Source organism: Streptomyces chlorus (genome assembly GCF_042655885.1).
GTDB lineage: Bacteria > Actinomycetota > Actinomycetes > Streptomycetales > Streptomycetaceae > Streptomyces > Streptomyces chlorus.
Genome location: NZ_JBHSOA010000003.1, coordinates 259,462 through 283,493, shown reverse-complemented (window position 1 = coordinate 283,493; position 24,032 = coordinate 259,462). Strand labels below are relative to the sequence as shown.

Annotated in this window: 19 protein-coding genes and 4 pseudogenes; 13 read left to right on the top strand and 10 right to left on the bottom strand. The window is 71.9% G+C overall.

What is annotated here, in order from left to right:
* Nucleotides 1-182: 182 nt before the first annotated feature.
* Both ACFPZI_RS01695 and ACFPZI_RS01690 read left to right on the top strand, forming a co-directional pair.
* Entirely contained in the window at nucleotides 183-767 is a 585-nt protein-coding gene (locus tag ACFPZI_RS01695; protein ID WP_381357110.1) for a sigma-70 family RNA polymerase sigma factor, read from the top strand.
* Between the two features lie 139 nt (nucleotides 768-906).
* Nucleotides 907-1,131: pseudogene (locus tag ACFPZI_RS01690) on the top strand (cupin domain-containing protein); the annotation flags it as partial.
* Nucleotides 1,132-1,145: 14 nt separating this feature from the next.
* Here ACFPZI_RS01690 and ACFPZI_RS01685 read toward each other — a convergent pair.
* From ACFPZI_RS01685 to rhaI, 8 genes and pseudogenes are all read right to left on the bottom strand, one after another.
* Nucleotides 1,146-1,964, bottom strand: a pseudogene (locus ACFPZI_RS01685) (hypothetical protein); the annotation flags it as partial.
* Nucleotides 1,961-2,101 (bottom strand): annotated as a pseudogene (locus ACFPZI_RS01680) (AAA family ATPase); the annotation flags it as partial. The pseudogenes ACFPZI_RS01685 and ACFPZI_RS01680, both read right to left, overlap by 4 nt.
* Nucleotides 2,102-2,253: 152 nt before the next feature.
* A complete protein-coding gene (locus ACFPZI_RS01675; protein ID WP_381357107.1) occupies nucleotides 2,254-2,892 on the bottom strand; it encodes a LutC/YkgG family protein in 639 nt (212 codons plus the stop codon).
* Entirely contained in the window at nucleotides 2,889-4,367 is a 1,479-nt protein-coding gene (locus tag ACFPZI_RS01670) for a lactate utilization protein B (protein ID WP_381357105.1), read from the bottom strand. The genes ACFPZI_RS01675 and ACFPZI_RS01670 overlap by 4 nt, the downstream gene beginning before the upstream one ends.
* Complete coding sequence (locus ACFPZI_RS01665; RefSeq protein ID WP_381357103.1) at nucleotides 4,364-5,122, bottom strand: (Fe-S)-binding protein; 759 nt, start codon at nucleotides 5,120-5,122, stop codon at nucleotides 4,364-4,366. Before ACFPZI_RS01665 ends, ACFPZI_RS01670 begins: the two co-directional genes overlap by 4 nt.
* Nucleotides 5,123-5,239: 117 nt before the next feature.
* Nucleotides 5,240-6,688: a rhamnulokinase gene (locus ACFPZI_RS01660; protein WP_381357101.1), complete on the bottom strand. Its 1,449-nt coding sequence runs from the start codon at nucleotides 6,686-6,688 to the stop codon at nucleotides 5,240-5,242.
* On the bottom strand, nucleotides 6,685-8,724 hold the full coding sequence (locus ACFPZI_RS01655; protein WP_381357098.1) for a bifunctional aldolase/short-chain dehydrogenase: 2,040 nt from the start codon (nucleotides 8,722-8,724) through the stop codon (nucleotides 6,685-6,687). The genes ACFPZI_RS01660 and ACFPZI_RS01655 overlap by 4 nt, the downstream gene beginning before the upstream one ends.
* A gap of 145 nt (nucleotides 8,725-8,869) precedes the next feature.
* A complete protein-coding gene (rhaI, locus tag ACFPZI_RS01650) occupies nucleotides 8,870-10,030 on the bottom strand; it encodes an L-rhamnose isomerase (RefSeq protein ID WP_381357095.1) in 1,161 nt (386 codons plus the stop codon).
* A gap of 263 nt (nucleotides 10,031-10,293) precedes the next feature.
* Here rhaI and ACFPZI_RS01645 point away from each other — a divergent pair, with 263 nt between their 5' ends.
* The 11 genes and pseudogenes from ACFPZI_RS01645 (at nucleotide 10,294) to ACFPZI_RS01595 (ending at nucleotide 21,532) form a co-directional block, all read left to right on the top strand.
* The gene (locus ACFPZI_RS01645; RefSeq protein ID WP_381357093.1) at nucleotides 10,294-11,811 is read left to right on the top strand and encodes a sugar ABC transporter ATP-binding protein; all 1,518 of its coding nucleotides are present in this window, start codon (nucleotides 10,294-10,296) and stop codon (nucleotides 11,809-11,811) included.
* Entirely contained in the window at nucleotides 11,808-12,848 is a 1,041-nt protein-coding gene (locus ACFPZI_RS01640) for an ABC transporter permease (protein WP_381357090.1), read from the top strand. Before ACFPZI_RS01645 ends, ACFPZI_RS01640 begins: the two co-directional genes overlap by 4 nt.
* The gene (locus tag ACFPZI_RS01635) at nucleotides 12,841-13,872 is read left to right on the top strand and encodes an ABC transporter permease (RefSeq protein WP_381357087.1); all 1,032 of its coding nucleotides are present in this window, start codon (nucleotides 12,841-12,843) and stop codon (nucleotides 13,870-13,872) included. Before ACFPZI_RS01640 ends, ACFPZI_RS01635 begins: the two co-directional genes overlap by 8 nt.
* A gap of 27 nt (nucleotides 13,873-13,899) precedes the next feature.
* Entirely contained in the window at nucleotides 13,900-14,985 is a 1,086-nt protein-coding gene (gene rhaS / locus ACFPZI_RS01630) for a rhamnose ABC transporter substrate-binding protein (RefSeq protein WP_381357085.1), read from the top strand.
* 90 nt (nucleotides 14,986-15,075) lie between these two features.
* Nucleotides 15,076-15,396 (top strand): L-rhamnose mutarotase, encoded by a 321-nt coding sequence (locus ACFPZI_RS01625; protein WP_381357083.1) that lies wholly within the window; start codon nucleotides 15,076-15,078, stop codon nucleotides 15,394-15,396.
* 384 nt (nucleotides 15,397-15,780) lie between these two features.
* Nucleotides 15,781-16,292: pseudogene (locus ACFPZI_RS01620) on the top strand (BNR-4 repeat-containing protein); the annotation flags it as partial.
* 76 nt (nucleotides 16,293-16,368) lie between these two features.
* The gene (locus ACFPZI_RS01615; protein WP_381357080.1) at nucleotides 16,369-17,394 is read left to right on the top strand and encodes a LacI family DNA-binding transcriptional regulator; all 1,026 of its coding nucleotides are present in this window, start codon (nucleotides 16,369-16,371) and stop codon (nucleotides 17,392-17,394) included.
* 103 nt (nucleotides 17,395-17,497) lie between these two features.
* On the top strand, nucleotides 17,498-18,799 hold the full coding sequence (locus ACFPZI_RS01610; protein ID WP_381357078.1) for an alpha/beta fold hydrolase: 1,302 nt from the start codon (nucleotides 17,498-17,500) through the stop codon (nucleotides 18,797-18,799).
* 84 nt (nucleotides 18,800-18,883) lie between these two features.
* Nucleotides 18,884-19,627: a PIG-L deacetylase family protein gene (locus ACFPZI_RS01605; protein WP_381357076.1), complete on the top strand. Its 744-nt coding sequence runs from the start codon at nucleotides 18,884-18,886 to the stop codon at nucleotides 19,625-19,627.
* Nucleotides 19,628-19,696: 69 nt separating this feature from the next.
* On the top strand, nucleotides 19,697-20,644 hold the full coding sequence (gene sigJ / locus ACFPZI_RS01600; protein ID WP_381357073.1) for an RNA polymerase sigma factor SigJ: 948 nt from the start codon (nucleotides 19,697-19,699) through the stop codon (nucleotides 20,642-20,644).
* Nucleotides 20,645-20,689: 45 nt separating this feature from the next.
* Entirely contained in the window at nucleotides 20,690-21,532 is an 843-nt protein-coding gene (locus tag ACFPZI_RS01595; RefSeq protein WP_381357070.1) for a pentapeptide repeat-containing protein, read from the top strand.
* A gap of 39 nt (nucleotides 21,533-21,571) precedes the next feature.
* On the opposite strand, the gene ACFPZI_RS01590 is transcribed toward ACFPZI_RS01595, so the two are convergent.
* Together ACFPZI_RS01590 and ACFPZI_RS01585 are read right to left on the bottom strand one after the other, a co-directional pair.
* On the bottom strand, nucleotides 21,572-22,639 hold the full coding sequence (locus tag ACFPZI_RS01590) for a hypothetical protein (RefSeq protein WP_381357068.1): 1,068 nt from the start codon (nucleotides 22,637-22,639) through the stop codon (nucleotides 21,572-21,574).
* A 59-nt stretch (nucleotides 22,640-22,698) separates the two neighbouring features.
* Nucleotides 22,699-23,952 (bottom strand): FUSC family protein, encoded by a 1,254-nt coding sequence (locus ACFPZI_RS01585; protein WP_381357065.1) that lies wholly within the window; start codon nucleotides 23,950-23,952, stop codon nucleotides 22,699-22,701.
* Nucleotides 23,953-24,032: the final 80 nt, after the last annotated feature.

The window sequence follows — 24,032 nt, the reverse complement described above, 5'->3', positions numbered from 1 at the left end:
GCACCGCCGTGTCGCACCCGTCGGGCCATCGAGCCGTCGGCCGTCGCGCCTGCCGAGCCGGTCGCGCCCGCGGTGTCACGCGGACACGGCCACGCCGTACCGCTGCCCGCGTACGCCGATGGCGCGACGCGCCGACGCGGATTCGGCTGCCGGTGCCGGAACTCCCGGAAGGACAGTCGAAGGTGAGCACTGTTGCCCTGCTTTCCCCACGGAAACAGCTGAAAGAGGAGTCGATCACCGCCTGGGCGCTCGCCGCCCGCGGCGGAGACACCGAGGCCGTGGAGCGTTTCGTACGTGCTCTGCACCCGGACGTCCGCCGCTACGTGACGTTCCTCGGTGCCGACCCGCAGAGCGCCGACGACCTGGCTCAGGACACGTTCCTGCGGGCCCTGAGCAGCCTGCACCGGTTCGAGGGCCGATCCTCGGCCCGTACCTGGCTGCTGGCGATCGCCCGCCGAGCCGTGATCGACGGCATCCGCCACAGCTCCGTCCGCCCCCGCCTGTCGGACGCGGCGGACTGGGAGACGGTCGTCGAACGCAACCAGCCGCGTGATCTGCCGGGCTTCGACGACGGTGTCGTCCTCGCCGAACTGCTGGACGCGCTCCCCGACGACCGGCGGGAGGCGTTCGTCCTCACGCAGATGCTCGGTCTTTCTTACGCGGAGACCGCCCTCGTCACCGGCTGCCCGATCGGCACGGTGCGCTCGCGGGTCGCCCGCGCCCGCGGCTCGCTGACGCGGTGGCTGGGCGAGGCCGACGACATGTGAGGGCCTTCCTCCGGCCGGGCGGTGGCACCGCACCCGGCCGGAGACAGCCCGGTCAGTATTCTGGGCCGTTGGTCCAGTGGCTGACGACACCCCGGAGGCAACGCATGACGACGCGCTCATCGCGCCGGTCGGCGGCGGCGGACCGATCGCCGGAACGCCGAGCTGCCGGATCCACCACAACGGTTACGTCCTCCAGGGCCGCCTGCGCATCCGCATGGACGACGGCGCCGAGAGCGAGGTCGGCCCCGGCGACGTCTTCGTCTGCACACCCGGCCACGACGCCTGGGTCGTCGGCGAGGAACAGGTCGTGGTGTACGACTTCGCGGGCGCCATGGCCCAGAGCTACGCGAAGGCCGCCGACTAGCTCTCCCATGACGAGAGCACGGGACGCATCGGCACCCCGCCCGTCGACAGGGAACCACGCAGGGTGCGCCGCAGGTCGATGCTGCCGCGGGCGGCCCTGCGACGGCGGGCGGCCAGCCGGGTCGCCGGCTTCCGGGCCAGCGGCCGCACCGTCCGGCGCAGCTCGGCCAGCCGGTCCTTCCCGGCGAACAGGAAGTCGACGCGGTCGGCCGTCGGGGCCACCGCACGCCGGGCGATCTCGTCCCGGTCCCGCCGTTCGGCGACCCGGCGCCGTGCCTCCGCGGCCACCATCCGGCGGAACTCCTCGATGCGGCGCCGGATCTCGTCCTCCAGCAGCCGGTCGCCGAACCCCGCCGCGCCGTCCCGGGCCCGTACCCCGTCCCGGACCCGCGCGAGCAGCGTCTGCGGGCGCAGCCGGTCCAGCGTCTGGTGCGACGACCAGCTGTCCGACGCCGGTGAACTCCCGTATCCGCCGAAGCCGTCGACCGCCTCCATCGCCAACCGGGCCATCAGCGCCGTGTCATGGGCGGCGAGCGCCGCCGCCAGCCGCTCGCGCAGATCCGCACGATCCGCGCGGTCCGCGGGGCCTTCGGGTGTGCCGACCCGGCGGGGGAAGTACAGGTCGAAGACCGCGTCGAACACCGGGCGTTGGCCCGTGGTGTGCAGCAGGGTCGCGGCCAGGCCCTCGCGGAGCAACGCCCGGTCCGCGAGCCCCAGTTCCCGGGTCGCCCGTGCCGCGTCCACGGTCTCACCGGTGCCGATGCGCACGCCGTGCGCGCGGAGCGCGCCGACGAGGCCGGTCAGCCGGGCGGTGAGGTCCGCGGTGGCGTTCACACGGCGTCCAGGTCGAGCTTGGCCTCAGCCTTCAGGATGTCGTCCTGGTGCTTGAGGATCACACCCAGGCTGTCCCGTACGACCGTCTCGTCCAGTGTGCCGGCGCCGAGCGCCAGCAGGGTGCGGGCCCAGTCGATGCCGCCGGATCCTCCCATCCAAGCGCTTGTTCACCCCTCCTGTCACTCGCTCACGCGGCCTGTGCGCCCGCCCCGGCCCGCCCGCACCGCCGGGGAACGCAGCACCCACCGGGCCGCCGCCGCGATCGACACCCTCGCGAGCCGGGAAGGGATCAGTCGACCAGGACGACCTCCAGGGTGCGTGGGCCGTGGACGCCCTCCACCCGGTCGAGTTCGATGTCGCTGGTCGCCGACGGGCCGGAGATCCAGGTGAGCGGGCGGGTCGGGTCGAGGCGTTCGAGGGCGTACGGGACGGAGGGGACGACCTGGGCGGCGCGGACGACGCAGATGTGATGGTCGGGGACGAGGGTGATACGGCGGCGGCCCTGGTCGGGCGAGCCGTCCAGGACGATCGTGCCGGTCTCGGCCACGGCGACGGCACAGCCCGTGACCACGCTTTCCACCTCGTCGAGCTCGTGCGGCGTGCTTACGGCACGGTCGTGGACCCGCGTGGCATCGGCGGCCGACATCCATTGCGGTGGCAGACCGGGCGGTACGAGCACGTACCGGGATCCGCGCTCTGCGAGCAAGCGCATGATGAGGTAAGGCAGTTCCTCAAAGTCCGTGCGGTGCACGATCGCCCGGTAGTCCGCCAGGTTCTCGGCGAGGAGGTCCATCGTCTCCGCGACGGTCCGCTGCCCGTGCTCGCGCAGATACTCCCGGGCGACCGCCTGCTCGTACGGGGTGTCGTCCTTCGGCACGTCCGCGAGGGCGCGTCGCACCCGGCCCAGAACGCGTTCCCTGCTGCTCACTTCGCGCCGTCCTTCCCGCCGTGCGTACGTTGCCACCAGTCCCGGAACGGCTCGGCAGGGACCGGCGGAAGGGCCCGTGTCCCGCTCCACGCCCGCCCCGGTCCCGGAAGGGTGCGCGGATGGAAGCGGCGGGTGCGCGACGCCAGCCGCTGTCCGGTCCGCAGCGCGCCCGGATACGTGAACGCCCACTGCGCCACCCGCATCGCCGCGCGCTCGGCGGCGTGCCCCTTGGCCGGCTTCAGCACGATCCGGTTGCCGTGCCGGACGGCCGGCCCGCCCTGGACGACCCGTTCCCGCAGGTGCACCAGCACCTCGGGGATGTCGATGGCGACCGGGCACACCTCGTAGCAGGCCCCGCACAGCGACGAGGCGTACGGCAGGGAGGCGTCGATCTCGCTTGCCGTGCCCCGCAGTTGAGGGCTGAGGATGGCGCCGATCGGGCCCGGGTAGACGGAGCCGTAGGCGTGGCCGCCGGCCCGCTCGTAGACCGGGCAGACGTTCAGGCAGGCCGAGCAGCGAATACAGCGCAGCGCCTGGCGGCCGATCTCGTCGGCGAGGGTGTCGGTGCGGCCGTTGTCCAGCAGGACCAGGTGGAAGGCGCGCGGGCCGTCCTCGTCGGTGATGCCGGTCCAGGTGGACGTGTACGGGTTCATGCGCTCGGCGGTCGAGGAGCGCGGGAGGGTCTGTAGGAACACCTCCAGGTCCCGCCAGGTCGGGACGATCTTCTCGATGCCGACGACCGAGATCAGCGTCTCCGGCAGGGTCAGGCACATCCGCCCGTTGCCCTCGGACTCCACCACCACCAGCGTGCCGGTCTCGGCGACCATGAAGTTGGCCCCGGAGATGCCGACCTTGGCACGCAGGAACTTCTCCCGCAGGTGCAGCCGCGCGGCCTCGGCGAGTTCGGCGGGCGTGTCGGTGAGGCCCTCGGGCGCCGGGCGGCCCCAGCCGCTCATCTCGCGGGCGAAGATGTCCCGGATCTCCCCGCGGTTGCGGTGGATCGCGGGGACGAGGATGTGCGAGGGCCGGTCCTTGCCCAACTGAACGATCAGCTCGGCCAGATCGGTCTCGTAGGCGCGGATGCCCGCCGCCTCCAGGGCCTCGTTGAGCTCGATCTCCTGCGTGGCCATCGACTTGACCTTGACGACCTCCGACTCGCCCGTCTCCTTGACGAGTCCGGTCACGATCCGGTTGGCCTCGGCGGCGTCGGCGGCCCAGTGGACCGTACCGCCCGCGGACGTCACCGACTCCTCCAACTGCAGGAGGTAGGCGTCGAGGTGACGGAGTGTCCGATCCTTGATCAGCTTGCCGGCCTCCCGCAGCTGTGCCCAGTCCGACACCTCGGCGACGGCCTTCGCCCGCTTGGCCCGGATGGTGTGCGTGGCATGCCGGAGGTTGCCGCGCAGGGTGGTGTCGCGCACCGCCTCCCGCGCGGCCTTGGGAAAGGCCGGCATTCCGACGAACGTTCCGCTCATACGGCCGCCACCTCCTCTTCCGTGCGCGCCAGGATCTCCGCGATGTGCACCGGCCGCATGCCGGTCCGCAGTCTGGTCATCGTCCCCCCGATGTGCATCAGGCACGAGTTGTCCGCCGCGCACAGCACCTCGGCGCCCGTCGACTCGGCGTTGCGCACCTTGTCGGCGCCCATCGCCGCGGAGACGTCGGGGTTCTTCAGCGCGAACGTGCCGCCGAAGCCGCAGCACTCCTCGGCCCCCGGCAGCTCGACCAGCTCCAGCCCCTTCACGGCCTCCAGGAGACGCCGGGGCCGGTCGCCGAGTCCCAGGGAACGCAGCCCGTGGCAGGTCGGGTGGTAGGTCACCGTGTGCGGGTAGTACGCGCCGACGTCCGTCACCCCCAGCACGTCCACCAGGAACTCGGTTAGTTCGTACGTCTTCGGCACCACCGGCGCCAGCGTGGCCGCGAGGCCGTCCCCGCGTCCCTCCGCACGGGCCCGCTCGCCCATCCGCGGATACAGTTCCCGAACCATCGCCCCGCACGACCCGGAAGGCGTCACGATCGCCTCGTAGTCCCCGAAGACCTCGGAGAAATGCCGGGCCAGCGGCTCGGCCTCGTGCCGGTACCCGGTGTTGTAGTGCGCCTGCCCGCAGCAGGTCTGCGCCATCGGGAAGTCGGCCTCGACGCCGAGCCGGGTCAGCAGCTTCACCACCGCGCGCCCGGTGTCGGGATAGAGCGTGTCGTTGACGCAGGTCAGGAACAGGGCGACACGCATCGCGGCTCCTTGTGGATCGATCATCGGGTGAGTGCAGGGTAGTGCGCGGTCGCTCGCGCGGGGGAGACCCACGACCGGGCCCGCAGAGGTTCGGCCTGATCCCTTCGGGCGGGGGTCCTAGGCGAGCCGGGCCCACGCGGCCTCCCACCGCCGCGTGCCGCCGCGCGGTTCGTACCGGGTCAGGAGCTGGGTACGGGTGAGCAGGCGCCGCATCCCGGCCAGGTCGCCGGCCGGGCCGTGCGCACGGGCCTGCACGAGGACGTTGCCCAGGGCGGCCGCCTCGGTCGGTCCGGACACCACCGGCAACCCGCAGGCGTCCGCGGTCAGTTGGCACAGCAGGGCGTTGCGGGTGCCGCCGCCCACGATGTGCACGACATCGACCGACCGCCCGGCGAGACGCTGGGCGTCCTCGACGGCCCTGCGGTGCGCGAGCGCGAGCGAGTCGAGGATGCAGCGGGTGGTCTCGACGGGGGAGGCGGGCACCGGCTGGCCCGAGACCCGGCAGGCCTCGGCGATCCGCTCCGGCATCCGCCCCGGCGCCAGGAACGCCGCGTCCCCGGCGTCCACCACCGACCGCAGCGCGGGCACCTTCGCCGCCTCCAGCAGCAGCGCCCCCAGAGCATCCGGTTCGCCCCAGGCCCGTACGCACTCCTGGAGCAGCCACAGGCCCATGATGTTGCGCAGGTAGCGGACCGTGCCGTCCAGCCCCAGCTCGTTGGTGAAGTTGGCGGCGCGGCTCTCCTCGGTCAGGACCGGGGCGTCCAGCTCGAGGCCGGCCAGAGACCAGGTGCCGGTGCAGATGTAGGCGAACCGCTCGCCGGTGGCGGGGACGGCGGCCACCGCGGACGCCGTGTCGTGCGAGCCGACCGCCGTCACCGGAACGGGCCCCGCCAGACCGGTCTCCTCCAGTACCTCGGGCCGCAATTCCCCGGCCGGGTCCCCGGGGTGCCGCAGCGGCGCGAACAGGGACAGGTCGATGCCCAGCCGCTTCGCGACCTCATGGGACCAGTCGCGGGTGCGCGGGTCGATCAGCTGTGTGGTCGAGGCGTTGGTCAGCTCCGTTCCCTGCTCACCGGTGAGCCAGTACGTCAGCAGGTCAGGGATCAGCAACAACCGTCTGGCCTGGGTGAGTTGGGCGGTGGAGCAGGCTGCCGTCAACTGGTACAGCGTGTTGAACGGCGCGTACTGCAGACCGGTCGCCGCGTACAGCTCCCCGGCGGGGACGCGCGCCCACACCTTCTCCGCGACCCCGTCCGTACGGCGGTCGCGGTAGTGCACCGGGTTGCCCAGCAGTGCCCCGTCCGCGTCCAGCAGGCCGTAGTCCACGGCCCAGCTGTCGATACCGACGGACGCGAGCCCGTCGCCCGCGGCCCGCAGCCCCTCCAGCACTCCGGCGTACAGCCCGAGCACGTCCCAGCGCAGCCCCTCGGGCACCCGCACCGGCCGGTTCGCGAAGCGGTGGACCTCGGTCAGCTCCAGGCTGTCGGGGCCCACGCGGCCGACCATGACGCGCCCGCTGGACGCGCCGAGGTCGACCGCCGCGTACGGCCGTGCACCAGTGCTCATCGCAGGAACGCGGCGGCGACGCCGGCGTCGACCGGGACGTGCAGGCCCGTGGTGTGGGTGAGGTCACCGCCGGTCAGCGCGAAGACGGCGGCCGCGACATGTTCGGGCAGCACCTCCCGCTTGAGCAGCGTGCGCTGCGCGTAGAACTCGCCCAGCTTCTCCTCCGGCACCCCGTACACCGCAGCCCGCTGCGCACCCCACCCGCCGGCGAAGATGCCCGAGCCGCGCACCACCCCGTCCGGGTTGACGCCGTTGACCCGGATGCCGTGCTCACCCAACTCGGCGGCAAGGAGCCGCACCTGATGGGCCTGGTCGGCCTTGGTGGCCGAGTAGGCGATGTTGTTCGGACCGGCGAACACCGCGTTCTTGGACGCGATGTAGACGATGTCGCCGCCCAGTTCCTGCGCGATCATCACGCGGGCCGCCTCGCGGGAGACGAGGAAGGAACCGCGGGCCATGATGTCGTGCTGAAGGTCCCAGTCCTTCGCGGACGTCTCCAGCAGCGGCTTGGAGATGGAGATCCCGGCGTTGTTCACCACCAGGTCGACCCCGCCGAACGCGAGCACCGCGGCCCGGAACGCTTCCGCGATCTGCTCCTCCGACGTCACGTCCACTCTCACAGCGACAGCCTTGTCCGGGCCGCCCAGTTCCTCGGCAACCGCGGCCGCGTTGTCCCCGTTCAGGTCCGCCGCGACGACACAGGCGCCCTCGGCCGCCAGCCGCCGCGCGATCGCCTTCCCGATCCCGCTTCCGGCCCCGGTCACCAGCGCCACCCGGGTGGCGAGCGGCTTCGGCCTCGGCATCCGCCGGAGCTTCGCCTCCTCCAGGGCCCAGTACTCGATGCGGAACTTCTCCGACTCCTCGATCGGCGCGTAGGAGGAGACCGCCTCCGCACCGCGCATCACGTTGATCGCGTTGAGGTAGAACTCGCCGGCGACCCTGGCGGTCTGCTTGTCCTTGCCGAAGCTGAACATGCCCACACCCGGCACCAGCACGATCGCCGGGTCGGCGCCGCGCATGGCGGGGGAGTCGGGCTGGGCGTGGGCCGCGTAGTAGGCGGCGTACTCCTCGCGGTAGGCGGCGTGCAGCTCCTTCAGCCGGGCCACGGCCTCGTCCGTCGGGGCCGACGGCGGCAGGTCGAGGACGAGCGGCCGGACCTTGGTGCGCAGGAAGTGATCCGGGCAGGAGGTACCGAGCGCGGCCAGCCTGGGGTGCTCGGCACGTGCCAGGAAGTCCAGGACGGCCTCGGAGTCGTCGAAGTGCCCGACCTGCGGCCGGTCCTGCGAGGTGACGGCCCGCATGTACGGCGCGAGAGCCGCGGCCCGCTCCCGGCGCTCGGCCTCGGGCAGCGGCTCGTACCCGTCGAGCACCGGCCCGAACGGCTCCGGCCTGCCCCGCTCGGCGAGGAACCGCTCGGCGGTGCGGATGATGTGCAGCGAGTTGCGCTCGCACTCCTCGGACGTGTCGCCCCACGCCGTGATCCCGTGCCCGCCCAGGACGCACCCGACGGCCCGCGGGTTGGCCTCCTTCACGGCGGCGATGTCCAGGCCGAGCCGGAAACCGGGCCGTCGCCACGGCACCCATACGACGGTGTCACCGAAACACTCGGCGGTCAGCTTCTCCCCGTCGGCCGCGCAGGCGAGCGCGATGCCGGAGTCGGGGTGCAGATGGTCCACGTGCGGGGCTTCGACCAGCCCGTGCATCGCCGTGTCGATCGAGGGCGCCGCACCGCCCTTGCCGTGCAGGCAGTAGTCGAACGCGGCGACCATCTCGTCCTCACGTTCGACTCCGGGGTAGACGTCGGCCAGCGCCCGCAGCCGGTCCAGCCGCAGCACGGCGAGCCCCGCCCCGGTCAACGTCCCGAGATCCCCACCGGATCCCTTGACCCACATCAGCTCCACCTCACCCCCGGTGACGGGATCGGTCGCGGTGCCCTTGGCGGAGGTGTTCCCGCCGGCGTAGTTGGTGTTGCGGGGGTCGGCACCGAGCCGGTGGGAACGGGCGAGGAGGGCGGCGGCTTCGGGGTGGGTAGACATGAACCTCAGTCCTTATCCAAGAGACGCAGGGGAAAGCGCGCCCCTCCAGGGGCGCGGGAAAGTGCCAATGTGCGGCTACCACCGCGTGGGCGCGACCAGCCACATCCGGCCCGCAGTGCGCGACGAACAGAAAACGAGCAGACGCCTACGCCCCCCACCCCGCCTGCTCCCCACCCACCCGCTCCGCGACGATCCTCTCGGCCCACCCGGACCGCCGGTACGCCCCGACGGGGTCGGGGTCCAGCCCCATCTCCTCGCGCACCTCCCGCAGCAACGGCCGCACATCCGTGTTGTACGCGTCCATCAGCACGGCGTTGGCACCCAGCACATCGCCGGAGGCCTGAGCAGCGGCCAGCGCCCCCGAGTCGACGAGCAGCGCCTTCGCCGTGGCCTCCTGCACGTTCATCACCGACCGGATGATCGCCGGGATCTTCGCCTCGATGTTGTGACACTGGTCGAGCATGAACGCGGTCCCGGACGTGAACCCGCCCCCGCGCACCACCTCGTGCATGATCCGGAACAGCTGGAACGGGTCGGCGGAGCCCACCATCAGGTCGTCGTCGGCGTAGAAGCGCGAGTTGAAGTCGAACCCGCCCAGCCGCTCCTCACGCAGCAGTGTCGCGACGATGAACTCGATGTTGGTGCCCGGCGCGTGGTGACCCGTGTCGACGACGACCTGGGCGCGCGGCCCGAGTTTCAGGCAGTGCGCGTACGCGGTGCCCCAGTCCGGGACGTCCGTCGTGTAGAACGCCGGCTCGAAAAACTTGTACTCCAGCAGCATCCGCTGCCCCTCGCCGAGCCGCTCGTACACCTCCGCGAGAGCCTCGGCGAGCCGGTCCTGCCGGGCACGGATGTCGTCCTGACCGGGATAGTTCGTACCGTCGGCGAACCACAGCTTCAGGTCCGTCGAACCGGTCGCGTCCATGATGCCGACGCATTCGAGGAGATGGTCCACGGCCTTGCGGCGGACCGCCGCGTCCGGGTGGCAGACACTGCCGAGCCGGTAGGCGTCGTCCTGGAAGGTGTTGGAGTTGATCGTGCCGAGCCGCACACCGCGGTCCTCGGCGTGCTGGGCCAGCGCGGTGTAGTCGTCGACCTTGTCCCACGGGATGTGCAGCGCCACGGAGGGCGCCACCCCGGTGAACTCGTGCACCTTGGCCGCGTCGTCCAGTTTCTCCTGCGGAGTGCGGGGCACGCCCTGCTGCGCGAACACCTTGAAACGGGTCCCCGAGTTGGCGTACGCCCACGACGGCGTCTCGACTGCCTGTGTCTTGAGAGCGGCCTTCGCCGCGGCGAGCTCGGTCACGTCAGGGCTCCTGTGACATCGGGTCCTATCGACCACGGAGTGAAACGATTCAGTACGGGAAGCTATGGCGCCCCCGAAGGGGTGTCAACCCCTCCGGCCCAGACCGCCCTTCGTGACCAGGGGGTGATCCGAAGCTGTCGAAACTTTTTCGACCGGGACCCATTGACGTGACATGCGCCGCGCGCCTAACGTCCCGGCAACCCAGTTGAAACCTTTCACGACGCCGCGAGGGCCGCCCTGCCGGACGTCGTCGAGGAGCCCTCATGACCCACCCGTCCGACACGGGTCCGGCCGCCCCGGTTCTCGCACTGAGGGACATCTCCAAGTCCTTCGGCGCGGTCCGTGCCCTGCGGGACGTCTCCCTGGACCTGTTCCCCGGCGAGGTGCACGCCCTCGCCGGAGAGAACGGAGCAGGCAAGTCGACCCTCATCAAGACGCTCGCCGGAGTGCACCGGCCGGACGCCGGCCAGGTGCTGCTCGACGGCGCGCCCGTCCTCTTCCACGGACCCGGCGACGCCCGCGAAGCCGGGATCGCCGTGATCTACCAGGAGCCCACGCTCTTCCCCGACCTGTCGATCGCCGAGAACATCTACATGGGCCGACAGCCCAGGCGTGCTCTCGGCCGGATCGACCACAAGGCCACCCGCACCGCGACCGCCGCCCTGATGCGGCGGCTCGGCGTCGAACTCGACCCAGACCGCCCGGCCCGCGGCCTGTCCATCGCCGACCAGCAGATCGTCGAGATCGCCAAGGCGCTCTCCTTCGACGCCCGCGTCCTGATCATGGACGAGCCGACCGCCGCCCTCACCGGCAGCGAGGTCGCCCGCCTCTTCGGCGTCGTGCGCACCCTGCGCGAACAGGGCGCGGCGGTCCTGTTCATCTCCCACCGCCTGGAGGAGATCTTCGAGATCTGCGGGCGGGTCACCACCCTGCGCGACGGCGCCCGGATCGCCAGTGAACCGCTGGACGGCATGACCGAGGACGACCTGGTGCGCCGGATGGTCGGCCGCGACCTCGAGGAGCTGTACCCCAAGCAGGAGGTGCGTCCCGGCGAGATCGCCCTGAGCGTGCGCCGGCTGACCCGCGAGGGCGTCTTCACCGATGTCTCCTTCGACGTCCGCCGCGGCGAGATCGTCGGCCTCGCCGGGCTCGTGGGCGCCGGGCGCACCGAGGTGGCCCGCGCCGTGTTCGGCATCGACCGCTGGGACGCCGGCGAGGTCGAGATCGACGGACGCGCGCTCACCAACGGCGCCCCGTCCACCGCCATGGCCGCGGGCCTCGCCCTGGTCCCCGAGGACCGGCGCGCCCAGGGTCTGGTGATGGACATGTCCATCGAGCGCAACATCGGCCTGACCGGACTGCGTACGACCGTCCGCGCCGGCCTGATGGACCGGGGCGCCGAACGCAGCCGCTCCCTGGACTGGGCGGTCAAGCTGCACGTCAAGTACGCCCGGATCGCCGACACCGTCAACACGCTCTCCGGCGGCAACCAGCAGAAGGTCGTCCTCGCCAAGTGGCTCGCCACCGGCCCCAAGGTGCTGATCGTGGACGAGCCGACCCGCGGTATCGACGTCGGCACCAAGGCCGAGGTGCACCGGCTGCTCTCCCAGCTCGCCGCCGACGGTGTCGCCGTGCTGATGATCTCCTCCGACCTGCCCGAGATCCTCGGCATGGCCGACCGCGTGCTGGTGATGCACGAGGGCCGGCTCACCGCCGAGATCCCCCGCACCGACGCCACCGAGGAAACCGTGATGGCCGCAGCCACGGGGAGGGCCGCATGACGGTCGTCAGCCCCGACCCCACCCCCGTCGTCGAGGTGCCGAAGTCCAGCGGCACCCGGCTGGTCGACCGCGTGTTCAAGGTGCGCGAACTCGCCATCCTGCTGGTCTTCCTGGTGATGATCGCCGTCACCCAGGCCGGCAACAGCGAGTTCCTGTCCGAGCAGGGCATCAAGGACCTGTTGCTGAACGCGACCATCCTGGTCCTGGTCGCCACCGGCCAGGCGCTGGTCGTCATCACCCGCAACGTCGACCTGTCCGTCGGCTCCACGCTCGGCATCTCCGCCTTCGCCGCCGGGGTTTACCTCCAGGGCGGCGGGAACCCGGTCGTCGCCGTCGCGCTGGCGGTGCTGCTCGGCATCGGCTTCGGACTGCTCAACGGACTGCTCGTCAGCCTCGGCCAGGTGCCCGCGCTCGTCGTCACCCTCGGCACCCTCTACATCATCCGCGGCATCGACTCCGTCTGGGTCGGCTCCCGCCAGATCACCGCGGCCGATCTCCCCGCCGGATTCGTCGACTTCGGCTCCGGCGGCATCTCGGCCGTGCCCTACCTGGCCCTGATCGCCCTCGCCGTCCTCGTGGCCACCGCCTACTACCTCAAGCACTTCGGCAGCGGACGCGAGCTGTACGCACTCGGCTCCAACCCCGAGGCCGCCCGGCTCGCCGGCATCCCCGTACGCAAGCGGATCCTCGCCGCCTACACCTTCTGCGGCGCCCTCGCCGGACTCGCGGGCGCGCTGTACCTGGCCCGGTTCGGCAACGTCGACTCCGGCACCGGCACCGGCTACGAACTCACCGTCGTCAGCGCCGTCGTGGTCGGCGGCGTGGTCTTCACCGGCGGCTCCGGCAGCGTCTACGGCGCCGCCCTCGGCGCGCTGCTGCTGACCTCCGTCAACAGCGTTCTGCCTGCCCTCGGCGTCAGCTCCGTATGGGTACTCGCCATCAACGGCATCCTGCTCATCCTCGCCATCGCGGTCGACCGGATCGTCGCCCTGCGCGTGGCCGCCGCCCTGAAGAAGAGGAACGCCCGCCATGGCTGACTCCGCTCTCGCGCGCGCCGTCCGCCGCTCCCCCTCCGTGCGCTGGGACACGGTCGTGGGCGCCCTGCTAGTCGTGGTCCTGCTGCTGTCCTTCACCACCGTCGACGGCTTCGGCAACGCGCTCAACCTGTCCTTCCTGATCGGCAACACCCTGCCGATCGCGCTGATCGCCCTGCCCATGACGCTGCTCGTGGTCTCCGGCGAGATCGACCTCTCCGTCGCCTCCACCGCCGGTCTGTCCGGCGCGGTCATGGGCGCCCTGTGGAACCAGGGCATGACCATCGAGACGATCATCCCCGTCTGCCTGCTCATCGGTGTCGTCTGCGGCCTGATCAACGGCCTGCTCGTCACCCGGCTCGGACTGCCCTCCCTCGCCGTCACCATCGGTACCCTCGCCGCCTACCGGGGCATCGCACAGATCGTGCTCGGCTCCGACGCGGTGACCGACTTCCCCGCGCAGTACCTGGACTTCGCCGCCGGACGCATCGGCGACACCTTCGTCCCGTACGCGCTGCTGCCGTTCCTGGTGCTGCTCGCGATCGCCGTGGTCGTACTGCACGCCACCCCCTTCGGGCGGTCGCTGTTCGCCATCGGCGCCAGCGAGGAGGCCGCCCGCTTCGCCGGCATCCGGGTCAGGCGGCAGAAGCTGATCCTGTTCACGCTGACCGGCCTGATGGCCTCCCTCACCGGCGTCTTCTGGGCCCTGCACTACGCCAGCGCCCGCTACGACAACGCCACCGGCCTCGAACTCTCCGTCGTCGCCGCCGTGCTGCTCGGCGGCATCGACTTCGACGGCGGCAAGGGCACCCTCGGCGGCGCGATCGCGGGTGTCTTCCTGCTCGGCGCGCTGCAGAACGTCATGAGCCTCGTCAACGTCTCCGCCCAGTCGCAGATCGTCGTCACCGGCGTCCTGCTCGTCGTCTCCGTGCTCGGCCCGCGCGTCGCACGGCAGATCTCCGCCGCACGTGCCGGACGCCGGGCCGCCCCACCACCGGTGTCCAAGGCACCCACCCCGACCCCGTGAATCCTCCTCGCCCGTAAGGAACCCACCATGCGCAAGTCCTCCCTCCGCCGGACCTGTGCGGCCCTCGCCGCCGTCACCTCCCTCGCCCTGGCCGCCACCGCCTGCGGCGGCACCACCAAGGACGACGTCAAGAACGAGGGCGGCGGCTCGGCGGCCACGGCCGGCAAGGCCGACCCCGACGCGCCCACCAAGAAGGGCCTGACCGTCGGCTTCCTGCCCAAGCAGGTCAACAACCCCTACTTCACCAGCGCCGACAAGGGAGGCGAGAAGGCCCTGAAGGAACTGGGCTCCAGCTACAAGGAGGTCGGCCCCTCCAGCGCCACCGACACCGCCGGCCAGGTCTCCTACGTCAACACGCTCACCCAGCAGCAGGTCGACGCCATGGCCGTCTCCGCGCAGGACCCCGGCGCGCTGTGCACGGCGCTCAAGCAGGCCATGAAGAACGGCATCAAGGTCGTCACCTACGACTCCGACACCACCGCCGACTGCCGCAACGCCTTCGTCTCGCAGGCCGGCGGCGAGGACCTGGGCCGGACCGAGGTCCAACTGCTCGCCGAACAGATCGACTACAAGGGCGAGATCGCGATCCTGTCCGCAGCGCAGACCGCGACGAACCAGAACGCCTGGATCGAGTTCATGAAGGACGAACTGGAGGACCCCAAGTACAAGGACATCAAGCTGGTCAAGGTCGCCTACGGCAACGACGACGCCCAGCAGTCCTTCCAGCAGACCCAGGGCCTGCTCCAGGAGTACCCGAACCTGAAGGGGATCATCTCCCCGACCACCGTCGGCATCAAGGCAGCCGCCCAGTACCTGTCCGGCTCCAAGTACAAGGGCAAGGTCAAGCTGACCGGCCTCGGCACCCCCAACGACATGCGCAAGTACGTCAAGAACGGCACCGTCGAGGCGTTCGAGCTGTGGGACCCGGCCAAGCTCGGCGAACTCGCCGCGCGCACCGCCGTCGCCCTGTCCTCCGGCCAGATCACCGGCAAGGAGGGCGAGACCTTCGAAGCCGGCGCGATGGGCGAGTACACCCTCGGCAAGGACGGCGTGATCAACCTCGGCAAGCCCACCGTCTTCAACGCGAAGAACATCGACGACTTCGACTTCTGAGTTGGGTCTTTCATTCCAACTGCCCGGTGCATGACTGAATCTGAGACTCCGTCAACATTCACTGAAGGAACGCTGAAGGAGCGGTACTTCATGCAGCGCGTCTGTTTCCTGCTCAAGGTCCGCCAGGACCGGATCGCCGAGTACCGCGAACGTCACGCCGCCGTGTGGCCCGAGATGCGCGAGGCGCTCTCGACCACCGGCTGGCACAACTACTCCCTCTTCCTGCGCGACGACGGCCTCCTCGTCGGCTACCTCGAGACCCCGGACTTCGAGGCCGCCCGCTCCGCCATGGAGGCCACCGACGTCAACACCCGCTGGCAGGCGGAGATGGCCCCCCTCTTCGAGACCCTCGACGGCGCCCGCCCGGACGAGGCGATGAAACCGCTCACCGAAGTCTTCCACCTCGCCTGAGAACGGAGTCCTCCGCGATGAGACGACGCACCCTGCTGGCCGGCGCCGTGGCAGGTGCCGTTGCCGCAGGCGAACCGCAGAGGGCTCGGCCTCTCAGGGCTGGGGCGAATACGGCTTCCCGGCCGGCCGGACCGGGAACGCCCCCTCGCCACCAGGGCGATGGGACGCATTCCGAGGCGGTCAGTACAGTCGAATCCGTGCTCGGCGATAACCGAGCAAGCGCACGGATGAGCATCGCACGCGTCGCGGCGGGACACGCCGGAGGGGTGACGGCCCGTAAGGGTTCGAGCGCCCGTGAACCTCAGTCTGCAAGGCCTGGAATCCCTCGGCTTCAGCCAAGGGAGGATGTCAAAACGTCATCTCCATGGGCCTTCCCCGGACCGGACCGACGGCTTCACCCACGTCAAGTCCGCCGGGCTCTTGGAAGGACCGGGCCGACCTGGACCGCGAGCCGTTTCGGCGCCCCGCAGTCCACGCTCGACGGCCTCGCCCTCACCTCGCAGTTCACCTACCCGCAGTTCGTCTCCACCCCCGAGGGCCGGCTCCAGCTCAGCTACCGCGCCGGCGTCTCGGGCAACGGTCGCAACGCGCTGGCCGAGTACGACGGCACCCGCTGGACGGCGCTGGGGGAGTGGACCGCCTCCACCGGCACCTACCGCAGCGAGCACGGCTCCTCCACCGCCCGCAACGTGTACCTGCACGGCATCGACCACGACCGAAACGGCCGCCTGCACGCCTTCTTCACCTGGCGAGAGCAGAACGGCGCCGTCATGTGCAGCCCCGGCGGCATCACCAACCACGACACCGGCTACGTCCACTCCGACGACCGGGGCCGCACCTGGCGCAACGACGCGGGCCCCGCCGTCGCCACCACCGGCACCGCCGACCGTGGGGCGGCCGGACCGGTAATGTGAACGACCACCGGCCGCCCCCTCGCCTTTCGCCCCTCGTCTCCTCGGAGGTCCCTGCCCGATGGCCCAGTCGGTGGGTATCAAGGACGTCGCCCGCGTCGCCGGAGTCTCCGTCGGCACGGTCTCCAACGTGATCAACCGCCCGGACACGGTCGCCGCCGAGACCCGGGCCAGGGTGCTGTCCGCCATCGACCGGCTCGGCTACGTCCGCAGCGAGTCCGCCCGGCAACTGCGCGCGGGCCGCAGCCGGATCATGGGCCTGCTCGTCCTCGACATGGGCAACCCGTTCTTCGTCGACGTGGCGCGCGGCGCCGAACGCGCCGCGCGAGCGGCCGGCCTCGGCGTGATGGTCTGCAACAGCGCACAGAGCGCGAGCGAGGAGGCCGACTACCTCTCCCTCTTCGCCGAGCAGCGGGTACGGGGCGTGCTGCTCACCCCGGCCGACGCCACCGGCCGCAACATCGAGGCCTTCCGCCGGCACGGCATCCCCTTCGTCCTGGTCGACCGGGTCGCGGAGGGCACCACCGAGTGCTCGGTCTCCGTGGACGACGTCGCCGGCGGTGCGCTGGCCGTGCGGCACCTCGTCGACGCGGGGCACCGGTCCCTCGCCTACGTCAGCGGGCCGCCCGGTCTGAACCAGGTCAGGGACCGGCGCACCGGCGCGCTGAACGCCCTCGCCGAGGCCGGACTCGGCCCACAAGCGCTGCGCGAACTGCCCACCGAGCGGCTCGACGTCGCCGCCGGACGGGACGCGGGCGCGCGGCTGCTCGGGCTCGCCGACCGCCCCACCGCCGTCTTCTGCGCCAACGACCTGCTCGCCCTCGGCGTGCTCCAGGCGATGTACGCGGCCGGGGTCGGCGTCCCGGACGACCTGGCGATCGTGGGCTACGACGACATCGAGTTCGCCGCCGCCGCGGCCGTCCCCCTCACCTCCGTACGGCAACCCGCGGTCACCATGGGCGCCCTGGCGGCGGAACTGCTGCTCGAGGAGACGGAGACCGGGGCCGCGGCCGCGCCCCACGAACACCGCAGGGTCGTGCTGCGCCCGGAACTCGTCGTCCGGCGCTCCAGCCTGTCGGCGCGCTGACCAGCGGGTCCCGCGCGCAGGTCGGGATCCCGGGTGCAATGACCGGGCGGACATGTGCTGAACTGGGTCGCGGCCCGACCGTCCGTTCGTCCCGGGAGCCCCGTTGACCGTCAGCTACCGCCAGCCCGGCGTCGTCCTCACCGACCGCCGCTTCACCGTCCCCCTCGACCATGACGTGCCCTCGGGCGAGACGATCGAGCTGTACGCGCGGGAGGTCGTCGCCGGCGACCGGGCGGGGCAGGACCTGCCGTGGCTGCTGTACCTCCAGGGCGGCCCCGGATTCGGGGCGAACCGATTCGTCGGGAAGCCGTCCTGGCTCGGCCGGGCCCTGAAGGAGTACCGCGTCCTGCTGCTCGACCAGCGCGGCACCGGTAGCTCCACCCCCGCCAACCGGCAGACGCTCCCGCTGCGCGGCGGCCCCGCCGAGCAGGCCGACTACCTCTCCCTCTTCCGCTCCGACGCGATCGTCCGCGACTGCGAGGCGATCCGCCCGCAGGTCACCGGCGGCGCACCCTGGACCGTCCTCGGCCAGAGCTTCGGCGGCTTCTGCACCGTCGCCTACCTGTCCACGGCACCCGAGGGCCTCGACACCGCCGTGATCACGGGCGGCCTGCCCTCCCTGGACGCCCACGCCGACGACGTCTACCGGGCCGCCTACCCGCGCATCGAGCGCAAGGTCGCCGCCCACTACGCCCGCTATCCGCAGGACGTCGAACGCGCCCGTCGCATCGCCGAGCATCTCCTCGACCACGAGGTCGTCCTCCCGAACGGCTACCGGCTCACCGTCGAGGCGTTCCAGTCCCTGGGCCGCACGCTGGGCAGCGGCGACGGCAGCCACCAGTTGCACCACCTCCTGGAGGACGCCTTCGTCCCCACCCCGGCGGGCCCGGCGCTCTCCGACGCGTTCCAGGAACAGGCACAGGGCCTGCTCTCGTACGCGGGCCACCCCCTGTACGCACTCATCCACGAGCCGATCTACGGCCAGGACGCCCGGCCCACCGCCTGGTCGGCCGAACGGGTCCGGGCCGAGTTCCCGCGGTTCGACGCGGCGAAGGCCCTCGCGGGCGACGGGCCCCTGCTGTTCACCGGCGAGTCCGTGCACCCCTGGATGTTCGACTGCGACCCCGCCCTGCGCCCGCTGCGCGAGACCGCCGAACTGCTCGCCGCCCGCACCGACTGGGCCCCCCTGTACGACCCGGCCCGCCTCGCCGCCAACGAGGTCCCGGCCGTGGCGGCCGTCTACCATGACGACATGTACGTCGACACGGCCCACTCGCTGCGCACCGCGCGGGCGATCCGCGGCCTGCGCACCTGGGTCACCGACGAGTTCGAGCACGACGGCATCCGCGCGGGCGGCCCCCGCGTACTGGACCGGCTGCTGGCGATGGCCCGCGACGAGGTGTGAGCCCGCGCGCCCCGGACGTTCCGTGCACCGCGTGCACCGTGCGCGTTCCGGGGCGTTGTCGGTGGTGGGGGTTAGTCTGCGGGCATGACCGAGGTGACACCTGCTCAGCTCGACCCCATGCCCGACGACTGGCAGCGCGCGCTGGCCGTGGCCGCCCATCCCGACGACCTGGAGTACGGCTGCTCAGCGGCGATCGCGTCCTGGACCGACGCCGGCCGCGAGGTCGCCTATGTGCTGGCGACCCGCGGCGAGGCGGGCATCGACACCCTGGACCCCGCCGAGTGCGGCCCGCTCCGGGAGCGGGAGCAACGGGCGGGCGCGGCCGTGGTCGGCGTGTCGACGGTGGAGTTCCTGGACCACCGGGACGGCGTCATCGAGTACGGCACCGCCCTGCGCCGGGACATCGCCGCCGCTGTCCGCCGCCATCGCCCCGAGCTGGTGATCACCCTGAACCACCGGGACACCTGGGGCGGCACCTTCTGGAACACCCCGGACCATGTGGCCATCGGACGCGCGGTGCTCGACGCGGCCGGTGACGCCGGCAACCGGTGGATCTTCCCGGAACTGACCGAGCAGGGTCTCGAACCCTGGACCGGGGTCCGCTGGGTCGCGGTGGCGGGCTCCAGCACCCCCACCCACGCCGTGGACGCGACGGACGGCCTGGACAGGGCGGTGCGCTCGCTGCTGGAACACCGCGCCTACATCCAGGCGTTGACCGACCAGGATCCCGAGGAATACGTGCGCGGCTTCCTGACGGGGAACGTCAGGGAGACGGGCAAGCGGTTCGGCGGCCGGCCCGCGGTCGCCTTCGAGCTGCTCTCCCGGTGACGGGGGAGAGCGCGCCGGGCCGGCGGGGGAGCGGAGCAAGGGAGGCAGGAAACGGTGACGGGTGACGGCATGGATGCGACAGGCGGGAACGTCGGAGTGGGAGCGGAGCACGCGGGTGCGGACGCGGGTGGCCGGGACGCGCTGGCCCAGCGCTTCGAGGCGCACCGCGGGCATCTCACAGCGGTCGCCTACCGCATGCTCGGCTCGCAGGCCGAGGCGGACGACGCCGTTCAGGAAGCCTGGCTGAAGCTGGGCCGGACGGACCCCGGCACCATCGCCAACCTCGGCGGCTGGCTCACCACCGTGACCGGCCGGATCTGCCTGGACCTGCTGCGGTCGCGCACCGCGCGCCGGGAGCAGCCGATCGACGAGACCTTCGTCCCGGACCCGGTGATCGGATCCCTCGCACCGACCGACCCGGAACAGGAGGCCCTGCGGACCGACTCGGTCGGTGTGGCCCTGCTGGTGGTTCTGGAGAACCTGGAGCCGGACGAGCGCCTGACGTTCGTGCTGCACGACATGTTCGCCGTGCCGTTCGACGACATCGCCCCGGTGGTGGAGCGCAGCCCGGCCGCCACCCGGCAACTCGCCAGCCGCGCCCGCCGCCGGGTGCGGGACGCCACCCCGTCGTCCGATCCCGACCTCGGCCGGCAGAAGCAGGTGCTCGACGCCTTCATGGCCGCCGCACGCGGCGGTGACTTCGACGCACTGGTCGCCGTCCTGCACCCGGACGTGACCCTCAGGGCGGACGCGGGCACCCTGGTCCGCGGTGCCGCCGTGTCCAAGGCGCTCCAGGGCGCGAGGGCGGTCGCCGAGTCGGCGCTCATGTTCGCCCGGTACACCGCGGCCGCGCAGCAGGTCATGGTCAACGACTCCCTGGGCCTCATCAGCGTGGTCGAGGGCCGGCTCAACTCGGTCATGGCCGTCACCGTCATCGACGGCCGTATCACCGGCATGTACATCCTCGCCGACCCCGAGCGGCTCGACCGTCTGGAGGTGCCCGGCCTCACGGGATGAGCCCGGCCGACGGGGGTACGGTCCGGCACCCGTCCCGCGTTCCGTATGCTGAACGGCATGTCGGAACCGAAGAGCGGCCGCCCCGAACTGCGCGGTGACTGCGCACAGTGTTTCGGTCTGTGCTGCGTCGCGCTGCCGTTCACCGCCTCCGCCGCCTTCGCGGTGGACAAGCAGGCCGGCCGGCCCTGCCGGAACCTGCGCGAGGACCACCGCTGCGGTATCCACGCGCGGCTGAGGCAGGAGGGATTCAGCGGCTGCACGGTGTACGACTGCTTCGGCGCCGGGCAGAAGGTCTCGCAGGTCACCTTCGGCGGAGAGGACTGGCGCACCGGGCCACCGGAGCGGGCCCGCCGCATGTTCGACGTCTTCCCGGTCGTCCGGCAGCTGCACGAGCTGCTGTGGTACCTGACCGAGGCGCTCACCCTACCCGCGGCCCGTCCCGTGCACGCGGACCTGCGTCGTGCGCTGGAGACGACGGAGCGGCTCACCCGGGAGACCCCGCAGAACCTGGGGGAGCTGGACGTGGGCGCGCACCGGCAGGACGTCAACGTGCTGCTGCTGAAGGCCAGCGAACTGGCCCGGTCCGGGGTGCGCGGGCGCCGGAAGGACCGCCGGGGCGCCGATCTCATGGGCGCCCGCCTCAAGGGGGCCGACCTGCGCGGAGTGAGTCTGCGCGGCGCCTACCTCATCGCCGCCGACCTCACCGGCGCCGACCTGCGGGGCGCGGACCTGATCGGCGCCGACCTGCGCGACACCGACCTCACGGACGCCGATCTCACCGGGGCGTTCTTTCTCACCCAGCCACAGCTGAACGCGGCCCGGGGAAGCGCCGGCACCACGCTGCCGGGGACACTCACCCGTCCCGCGCACTGGACGGCGGGAGCCTGATACACGACCGGCCCCGCCCTTGCCCTCGACGCCCGGCGGCTACCAGTCACCGTCCTCCACCAGCTTGCCCGGCGCGTCCCCGAGCTGCTTCACCTGGGGCGGCGACGGCGACTGCCAGGGCTCGTGGTCGTCCCCGAGCCAGTCACCGACCGGCTTCACCGACTGGAGCGGGTCGGCCGGGCCGAGGTCCTGCGCGTCCTGGTCGTAGTAGTCGAACCAGGGCAGCCCCGCCCTGGTGTAGGCGGCCCGGTCCACCGGGGACGGAGGCGGCGCCTCGCCCGTGATGCGCCGCCACTCGGGAGGCGTCACCAGGTGGACGAACACCCGCCCCGAGGGCTGCTCGGCCCAGTCCGTCAGCGGCCGATCGTCCTGGTAGACCTCCTGCCGCAGGGAACCGCCGACACCGAGACCCATCGCCGCGGCGGGCCGGGGCGCGCCGCGGAACCCCGTGGGGGCCGTGCTCGGCGCGTACGGCGGCGCGGCCATGGCGTGTGCGGCGCCGTAACCCTCGGCGGGGGCCGGCGGCCGGGCGGCCAGTTCCGCCCGCTGCCGCGCCAGCCGCTCCTGCTCCGCCCGGCGCCACCGGGCCGGCGCGCCCTCGCCGAGCGGGAACGACTGCAGCTGGACGCCGCCCCACACCTCCTCGCCGGTGACCTGGCCCTCCACCGTCGCGCCCAGGCCCAGCGGCACGGCCACGAACTGGCGAACCGTGCCCTTGCCGGAGTTGATGCCGTCCAGCCAGCGCTGCCGGGGCAGCACCACGTAGTTCTGCGGCGAGCGGGCCAGCCGGTCGCTCCACGGGCGGCCCGAGACCGCGCATACCTTGCCGACACCCACCTGCAGCGCGGCCGGCTCCTTCGTACCCGCGAAGCTCAGCCACAGGGCTTCCCGCAGATATACCGGAAGCATCACACCGCCGCGCGCCCGCCAGGCCTCGGGCACCGAGTCCGCGTAGTCCGCGACCCGCCGTACCGGGAACTCGCCCAGGCCCGGGGGCAGGGCGTGCGTGCCCGTCTCCGGCAGCCGCAGCGTACGGATGAACCGCACCGCCGCCCCGTCCGGCAGCCGCAGGGTGTTCCCGTCGATCCGCAGGTTGGTGTCGGTCATCCGCGCGCCCCCTTCGTGTGCTCGTGGCCGTCGGTGCACCCGCCCGCCGCCGGCTTCCCTCACCGAGAACGCCCGGCGGTGCCCCGACGGTTCCGGCGCAGCCGGCCGGGAACGCGCAGCCGGTCCCGCGTCCGGGTGATCCGGGGCATGCGCTCCCGCTGCTCACGGGTGTGCCGGTCAAGCTCCTCCATCAGCCGGTGCGTCCGGTGCTCGGTGTCCATCTCGTCCAGGATGCGGTCGGCCTCGGCCAGCAGCGAGCCGTACAGCTGCCACTGACGGGTGTCCTTGCGGATCTCCTCCAGCAACAGCCGGCCCAGCCGGTCGCGCGTGGCGGCGGCCTGCCGCAGTGCGGCGATGAGCCGGTCCTCGGCGGACTCCGCGCTCTCACTGACACTCGCGGTGACCAGCACCGCGAAGCTGACCACCGCGTCGGAGATCTCGGACAGCAGCCGTTCGACGACGGCACCCGTTTCCCGAGAGAACAGGGGGTCCGGCTCGTGTTCCTTCGCGAGGTCGGTGAAGGTGCGGGCGAGCACCCGCAGGACGACCGTGCAGATCTCCAGGGTGTCCAGCCCGGTGCGCAGCACGACCCGGTGCAGCAGGCCCTCGCGCACGCGCGGGTTGAGCCGCAGGCTGTCCTCGGCCTGCCGCAGGTCCGCGTCCACCTCGGAGATGTCGTGATCGAGCCGGCGCGCCTCGTGCAGCCGGGCCGCCGCCTCGTGGTGGGCCGGCTGCCCGGCGGCCTGCTCGCCCAGGCGCAGCATCAGCTGCCGCACCCGCCGGGCCAGCCCCTCGATCGACTCACCGGCCTCCTCGACCCACACCGGCGGGGCCAGGAACAGATTGAACGAGAGTCCGACGACGGCGCCGATCAGCGTCTCCAGGATGCGCTCCCACGCCACGTCCCCGACCGACGTCACACCGAGCACCAGCATCGCGCTGATCGCCACCTCGGGCACGAATTCGTGCACGCGTACGAGGTGTCCGACGATCAGCGACGCCAGGATCAGCAGACCCAGACTCCACCAGGTCAGGCCCACCAGAAGGCTGAAGAGGATGGCGACGATCACCCCGGCCACCACGGCGTTCACCCGGCGCACGCCGGTGGTGAGCGTGGAGTACAGGGTGACCTGGACGACGAGCAGCGCGGTCAGCGGCGCGGTGAGCGGGGCGGGCTCCGGGCTGAGCCGCAGCGCGATGACGTATGCGATCGTCGCCGCGGCCGCCGAGCGGATCGTCTGCACGGACTCCGGATCACGGTGCCGCTTGACGAACTTCCTGACCGGCGCCGTCCACTCACGTACCTCTCGCATCCTTCGAAGCTTCCCTCTCACCGGAAGCGTCGAACGTCTTCGGGAGGTTCCGCAGTCGTGCGAGGGACACGGCGATGCTC